General features: G+C 71.7%; 7 protein-coding genes. 4 read left to right on the forward strand and 3 right to left on the reverse strand.

The features are described from left to right. The first annotated feature begins 355 nt into the window (after positions 1-355). Positions 356-1,147: an RNA polymerase sigma factor SigF gene (locus ABD224_RS28740; protein WP_344055171.1), complete on the forward strand. Its 792-nt coding sequence runs from the start codon at positions 356-358 to the stop codon at positions 1,145-1,147. Positions 1,148-1,246: 99 nt separating this feature from the next. Here the strand turns inward: ABD224_RS28740 and ABD224_RS28745 are convergent, their stop codons facing one another. Beyond that, complete coding sequence (locus ABD224_RS28745; RefSeq protein ID WP_425581076.1) at positions 1,247-1,591, reverse strand: ANTAR domain-containing protein; 345 nt, start codon at positions 1,589-1,591, stop codon at positions 1,247-1,249. Positions 1,592-1,776: 185 nt separating this feature from the next. Between ABD224_RS28745 and ABD224_RS28750 the strand changes: the two genes are divergently transcribed. Continuing rightward, entirely contained in the window at positions 1,777-2,580 is an 804-nt protein-coding gene (locus ABD224_RS28750) for a VOC family protein (RefSeq protein WP_344055176.1), read from the forward strand. 59 nt (positions 2,581-2,639) lie between these two features. On the opposite strand, the gene glgX is transcribed toward ABD224_RS28750, so the two are convergent. Next, complete coding sequence (gene glgX, locus ABD224_RS28755; protein ID WP_344055178.1) at positions 2,640-4,793, reverse strand: glycogen debranching protein GlgX; 2,154 nt, start codon at positions 4,791-4,793, stop codon at positions 2,640-2,642. Then, positions 4,790-5,302 carry a pep a2 gene (locus ABD224_RS28760; RefSeq protein WP_344055180.1) on the reverse strand — a complete coding sequence of 171 codons (513 nt, stop codon included), beginning with the start codon at positions 5,300-5,302 and terminating at the stop codon, positions 4,790-4,792. The genes glgX and ABD224_RS28760 overlap by 4 nt, the downstream gene beginning before the upstream one ends. 303 nt (positions 5,303-5,605) lie before the next feature. On the opposite strand from ABD224_RS28760, the gene ABD224_RS28765 reads away from it, so the two are divergent. Both ABD224_RS28765 and ABD224_RS28770 read left to right on the forward strand, forming a co-directional pair. Next, the gene (locus ABD224_RS28765) at positions 5,606-5,908 is read left to right on the forward strand and encodes a DUF5133 domain-containing protein (protein WP_344055182.1); all 303 of its coding nucleotides are present in this window, start codon (positions 5,606-5,608) and stop codon (positions 5,906-5,908) included. A 70-nt stretch (positions 5,909-5,978) separates the two neighbouring features. After that, on the forward strand, positions 5,979-6,645 hold a 667-nt coding region (locus ABD224_RS28770), incomplete at its 3' end, for a maltotransferase domain-containing protein (protein WP_344055184.1).

Here is a 6,645-nt window from a genome sequence, read left to right on the forward strand (position 1 = left end):
CGCTGCGGCCCGCCCCGGTGCCGCTCCCGGCCGCGCGCCGCAGCGGGCCCGGTGCGCGGCCCCGGGAGGCGGCCGGAGCGTCGCGCATGCGCCATGGAAATGCTCGGTATTTCCTCCGGTGGCACTTCCCCGGCCACTGGTCGAGAATTAAAAATCGTGCGGTCGCATGACGTCATCGCATTCCCGGGACATTTTTCCAGGTCTCCGACTTCGGGAATCCGCATTCCAGTGCTTCGGACAGGAGGCACGCCCCTGGGAGCCGGTGTGCCGGACCTCGTATCCGTTCCTGCCCGGTCCGGGCACGCTCCTCCCGCAGTGTCCGTCCATCCAGCACCTGCTGAGGGAGGCGCAGCGCATGCGTACCACCGGCAGAACAAAACCTCACCCCCATGACGACGCCCCGGATACCGCGCAGGCGTTCGAACGGCTTGCTCGTATGCCGGACGGCCCCGAGCGCAAGACGCTGCGGGACGAACTGGTCCGGATGTGGCTGCCGATGGCCGAGCGGATCGCCGTACGGTTCCGCGGACGCGGGGAGGCCCTGGAGGACCTGTACCAGGTGGCCGCGCTCGGCCTGGTCAAGGCCGTCGACCACTACGACCCGGGGCGCGGATACGCGTTCGAGGCCTATGCCGTACCGACGATCACCGGGGAAATCAAACGGCACTTCCGCGACCACATGTGGACGCTGCATGTGCCGCGCCGGGTCCAGGATCTGCGCAACCGCGTACGGCGTGCCACGAAGGAGCTGGCACAGACCACGCCGGGCCGGGCGCCGACCGTCACCGAGATCGCCGAGCACGCCCACCTGAGCGTGAACGACGTGCGCACCGGGATGGAGGCCCTGGACTGCTTCGCCGCGCTGTCGCTGGAGGCGGAGGTCCCGGGCACGGACGGGTACGCGCTCGGCGACGGTCTGGGCGAGGCCGACGCGCGCTACGACCTGGTCGTGGACCGGGTGGCCGTCAGGCCGTGTCTGGAGGCGCTGCCCGAGCGCGAACGCACCATCCTCTACCTGCGGTTCTTCCGGGGGATGACACAGAGCCGGATCGCGCAGCAGCTCGGCATCTCGCAGATGCACGTCTCGCGGCTGCTCAGCGGCTGCTTCGCCCAGCTGCGCGAGGAACTGCTCACGGAGACCGGCTGATCACGCGGACCGGCCGGCCCCGCGGTGGTGTCCGCCCGCTGCGGCCCCACGAGCGGGCGGACGCCGCCCGGGCTCCCGGTCACTTCCTGCCGCGTCCGCTCACTCCTGCGGCGTTCCCGGGATCTGGGTGGGACGGCACCGGTCGAGGGCCTTCTCCAGCTCCGCCCGGATCTCCTCGGGCATCTCCCCGGTGCCCCCTCCCCAGGCGAGGACCAGCTCGGCGACGTGACGGAGCTTGGTGTTGGTGTGCTGCGAGACCTCCTTCAGCACCGTCCATCCCTGGTCCGGCGTGATCCGGCCCAGCGCGACCACCATGCCGATCGCCTGGTCCACGACAGCGTGGGAGGTCACGGCTTCCTTCAGCTGCTCGACCTCCTTCTGGAGCTCGCGCAGCCGGTCCGCCGCGTCGCCGGAGTCGTGCGATGCGCGTTCCACGCTGTCCATCGTCGTCACTCGGGCGGGCCTTTGCCAGTGGACCCGGTCGTCCGCCCGGTCCCGGGTGACCGCCGCTCGTGCCGTTTCGGCGGCGACGCGCGGACACTCGGCAGGCGCCTCCCGGCTGTCGGCCGGAGACTGGTGTAGGACCGGTGAACACCGGTGGACGCCGGTCGACGAGACCAGGACATGCCATGAATCACGACAGGACATCTGCCAGCTCCAGCCCCGATGTCGTCTCCACGCATTCGGTGTGCGGCGCACCGTGCTGGGTGAGCCTGATCAGCCGCGACGTGGATGCCTCGGAGAACTTCTACCGGGCGGTGCTGGGCTGGGAGTGGCGTCCGGCCCGGTGCGGCGACCACTTCCGCATCGCCCTCGCGGACGGGACACCGGTCGCGGGGATCGGAGCGGCGGCGTCCATGGGGCAGACGGCGGTGGCCTGGACTCCGTACTTCGCCGTGCCCAGCGCGGACGAGGCGGTCTCACGGGCGCAGGAACGCGGCGGTACGGCGGCGGTCGGGCCGATCTCCTTCCCACCGGGGCGGGCCGCGCTGCTCGCCGACCGGGACGGCGCGACCTTCGGCATCTGGGAGGGCGAGCTCTTCACCGACTGGGAGGCCTGGCGCAAGGCCGCGCCGGCCTTCATCCGGCTGCACACCCGTGACGCCTTCGACGCCGCGATCTTCTACGGCGAGGTCCTGGACTGGGCCTCGGAGCAGCCCGGCTGCTGCGAGGTCCGCTACGAGGGCGAGGAGGTCGTGCTGCGCAGCCACGGCGAGGTCGTGGCGCGCATCGAGTCCGGTGCGCTGGGGGCCGCCCCCGATCCCACGATCCGCCCGCACTGGCAGATCCACTTCCGTGTCGCCGACGTCGCCGCCTGTGTCCGCGCCGCCGAGGCCCACGGCGGCAGTGTCCTGCGCGAGGATCCCCACGAGGCCGTGCTCCGCGACCCGGACGGCGCCCAGTTCACGGTGACCTCGCGCCGCGAGGTCTGAACGCGCCGGCGTCCCGGCGGCTCACGGACCGGCGTGCGGACCGCGGCGGGCCAGGAGCGTCAGCGGCTGGTTCTCGGGGGGCGGGTCAGCAGGACCAGGCTGCGGGACGCGACACGGAGGACGTCCCCCGGCTTGTACTCCTGCTCGTCGGGGAGTCCCGTGGGTTCGGTGGTGTCGAGGAGGCAGGTCCAGCGGTCGCCGTAGACGGGGCCGGGGAGGCGGAAGCCGATCGGCTCCCAGTAGCTGTTGAGCAGCAGGAGGAAGGAGTCGTCCACCACGGGGCGCCCCTGCCCGTCGGGTTCGGCGATGGCGTCGCCGTTGAGGAAGACCGCCACGAAGTGCGCGTCGGAGCGCTGCCAGTCCTCCTCGGTCATCTCACGGCCGTCCGGCAGCAGCCACACCAGATCGGGCAGCGGCTGGTCGTCCCGGGTCGCCGTCTCGCCCTGGAAGAAGCGGCGGCGGCGCAGCACCGGGTGGGCGGCGCGCAGGCCGATCACGTACCGCGTGAAGTCCATCAGCTCCCGCTGCTCGTCCGTCAGCCGCCAGTCGATCCATGAGACTTCGTTGTCCTGGCAGTAGGCGTTGTTGTTGCCCCGCTGGGTGCGCCCCAGTTCGTCGCCGTGGCTGAGCATGGGCACGCCCTGGGACAGCATCAGCGTCGCGATGAAGTTGCGCGTCTGCCGGGCCCGCAGCTTAAGCACCCCGGGGTCGTCGGTCTCGCCCTCCACCCCGCAGTTCCAGGACCGGTTGTGGCTCTCGCCGTCCCGGTTGTCCTCGCCGTTGGCCTCGTTGTGCTTGTCGTTGTACGACACCAGGTCGCGCAGGGTGAAACCGTCGTGCGCGGTCACGAAGTTGATGCTGGCGCGCGGCCGGCGCCCGTGGTGGGCGTACAGGTCCGGGGAACCGGTCAGCCGGGAGGCGAACTCCCCCAGGGTGTGCTCCTCGCCGCGCCAGAAGTCCCGGACGGCGTCCCGGTACTTGCCGTTCCACTCCGACCACAGCGGCGGGAAGTTCCCCACCTGGTAGCCGCCCTCGCCCAGGTCCCAGGGCTCGGCGATCAGCTTCACCTGGGAGACCACCGGGTCCTGCTGGATCAGGTCGAAGAACGACGACAGCCGGTCCACCTCGTGGAACTGCCGCGCCAGCGTGGCCGCGAGGTCGAAGCGGAAGCCGTCGACGTGCATCTCGGTGACCCAGTACCGCAGCGAGTCCATGATCAGCTGGAGCACGTGCGGGTGCCGCATCAGCAGGCTGTTGCCGGTCCCGGTGGTGTCGTAGTAGTGCGCCCAGTCGCCGTCGACCAGCCGGTAGTACGAGGCGTTGTCGATGCCCCGGAAGGACAGCGTCGGGCCCTTCTCGTTGCCCTCGGCGGTGTGGTTGTAGACCACGTCGAGGATCACCTCGAGTCCGGCCGCGTGCAGCGCCCTGACCATCGACTTGAACTCGGTGACCTGCTGGCCCCGTGTGCCGTGGGCGGCGTACTCGTGGTGCGGGGCGAAGAAACCGATGGTGTTGTAGCCCCAGTAGTTGGAAAGCCCCCGCCCCTGCAGCACGCCGTCGTGCACGAACTGGTGGACGGGCATCAGCTCGACCGCCGTCACGCCCAGCGAGGTCAGATGGCCGATCACCGCGGGATGCGCCAGTCCGGCGTACGTCCCCCGCAGCTCGCGCGGCACGTCCGGGTGCGTACGGGTCAGTCCGCGCACATGCGCCTCGTAGATCACGGTGTCGGTGTACTCCCGCCGCGGCGGGCGGTCGTCGCCCCAGTCGAAGGCCGGGTCGGTCACCACGCCCAGCATGGTGTGCCCGGCGCTGTCGGCGGGGTCCGGGCCGCGCGGGGCGCGCTCGTAGAGCGAGGGGTGGTTGTCGACCCGTCCGTCCATCGCCCTGGCATAGGGGTCCAGGAGCAGTTTCCTCGGGTTGCACCGGTGGCCGGCCGCCGGGTCCCAGGGGCCGTGCACCCGGTAGCCGTAACGCTGCCCCGGCCCGACACCGGGCAGATAGCCGTGCCACACGAAGCCGTCGACCTCGGTGAGCGGGATCTCGCAGTGGGTTCCGCCGTCGTCCACCAGGACCAGCTCCACGCGCTCGGCCACCTCGCTGAACAGCGCGAAGTTGGTGCCCTTCCCGTCGTACACGGCGCCCAGCGGGTAAGGGTGTCCCCGCCACACGGGCGGGGACACTTTCTTCTTCCGGCGCGACCGCCCGGTCACCGGGACTCCTCCAGGGCGGCCCGGTCGTCGCGTGCCGGGGAGGCCAGCGCGGTGACCGGCAGCTCGCGGGGCGTCTGCAGCCGCTCGCGCAGGGCCGGTTCGGGAGCCTTCGGGACCAGCGGGACACGCACCCCGGCGCGGGCCCGCTGCGAGAACCAGATGACCTTGCTGCCGGTCCGGGAGGCGCAGCAGCCCCAGCCGTCGCTCGTCGCCGCGATACGGGCCAGGCAGCCGCGCAGGTCCTGGTCGGGGCGCAGGTCCTGGTCGTTCTCCCCGATCGCGGTGATCAGGTGCTGGCCGGTCCACCACATCTCGACGGAGACGCGCTTGTCGGTGGCGTGCTCGTCGATGGCCCTCAGCAGCATCCCGGCACCGCCGCACACGGGGGCGACGAGGTCCTCCAGACCCCAGAACCGGAGGTGGGCGGCCAGAATGCGCCCGACCTGCCCGACCCGCTCCGGGCTGACGTCCACGTCGAGGTGGTAGTAGCAGGGCACTGCGGTCTTCATCGTCGTTGACTCCTCACCGCCGGGCTCCCGCTCCCTCCCCGCCCTTGGGGCCGGACCCCGATCGCGGAGCGTGAGCACATGTTGCCTCTGAGTGGAAACCACACTGAGCGCGCTACGCCATTGGTGCAACACGAGCAGGTCAGCGGGCTTGTTGAAGCGCCAACAGGACGCTGAGTCGTTGAACATGCACCATGAGTGAAAGTCTCGAGCGCCGTGAACGGGACCGTGCGCACCCGCGCGCGGCCGCCGCCCCGGCTGTCGGGGAACCGTGCCCATCGAACGCGTCCGAAAGGTGGACGGCGCATGCTGCTACCCGCCAAAGCCGAAGTCGCCCGGCATCTGCGGCGCTATCGGATGTGGGAACGCGCGATGCTCGCGCGGCCCGACGACCGCGGTGTGCGGTCCACCTTCGAGGACTCGGGCTACACCCTGTGCGTGCTGATGGGGAAGCGGTGTGCGCGGGAGGCCGCGGACGCCGCCGAGCGCTATCTGCGCACTCCTCTCGTCACCTATCTGCGGGAACAGAGCGGCCGGCCGCACCGCAGCGCCGCCGCCCGCCGGGGCCCGCCGACGACGACGGAGCGGCACACCCGCACCGGACGGTAGGGCCCTTTGGCAGGCACCAGGACCCCGGCCGGGCACGAGCCCGGCCCCGAGCACAGTGGCGGTGACACCCATGCGTCCGACCCCGAAACCGGCCCCGACCGTCGGCCGGATCCCCGTGCGGGACGTCCGGCCGGCCGTGGAGTGCGGCAGACGGCCGGCCAAGGCCGTCGTGGGGGAGACCTTCATGGTCACCGCCACCGTCTTCCGGGAGGGCCACGAGGCGGTGGGCGCGAACGTGGTCCTGCGCGACCCGGAGGGCCGCCCGGGCCCCTGGACGCCGATGCGCGAGCTGGCCCCCGGCACCGACCGCTGGGGCGCCGAGGTGACACCGGGGTCGACCGGCTGGTGGACGTACACGGTCGAGGCCTGGGGCGACCCGGTCACCACCTGGCGCCGCGCCGCCACCGTCAAGGTCCCGGCCGGCATCGACGCCGGGCTGGTGCTGGAGGAGGGCGCCGAGCTCCACACCCGCGCGGCGGCCGGGGTTCCCGAGGGACCGCAGCGCGACGTCGTGCTCGCCGCCGCCGAGACGCTGCGGGACGACTCCCTGCCGGTCATGACGCGCCTGGCGGGGGCGTTGACGCCGGAGGTGGATACGGTGCTGGCGCGGTGGCCGCTGCGGGAGCTGGTGACCGCTTCGGAGCCGCTGGAGCTGCTGGTGGAGCGGGAGCGGGCCCTGTACGGGTCGTGGTACGAGTTCTTCCCCCGCTCCGAGGGCACCCCCCAGCAGCCGCACG

The organism is Streptomyces thermoalcalitolerans (genome assembly GCF_039525155.1).
GTDB classification, from domain to species: Bacteria; Actinomycetota; Actinomycetes; order Streptomycetales; family Streptomycetaceae; genus Streptomyces; species Streptomyces thermovulgaris.

What these genes read in the sequence shown, in the direction of transcription:
- ABD224_RS28740 (WP_344055171.1), top strand. Translation starts at nt 356, where the DNA reads ATGCGTACCACCGGCAGAACAAAACCTCACCCCCATGACGACGCCCCG.
- ABD224_RS28745 (WP_425581076.1), bottom strand. Translation starts at nt 1,591, where the DNA reads ATGGACAGCGTGGAACGCGCATCGCACGACTCCGGCGACGCGGCGGAC.
- ABD224_RS28750 (WP_344055176.1), top strand. Translation starts at nt 1,777, where the DNA reads ATGAATCACGACAGGACATCTGCCAGCTCCAGCCCCGATGTCGTCTCC.
- ABD224_RS28760 (WP_344055180.1), bottom strand. Translation starts at nt 5,302, where the DNA reads ATGAAGACCGCAGTGCCCTGCTACTACCACCTCGACGTGGACGTCAGC.
- ABD224_RS28765 (WP_344055182.1), top strand. Translation starts at nt 5,606, where the DNA reads ATGCTGCTACCCGCCAAAGCCGAAGTCGCCCGGCATCTGCGGCGCTAT.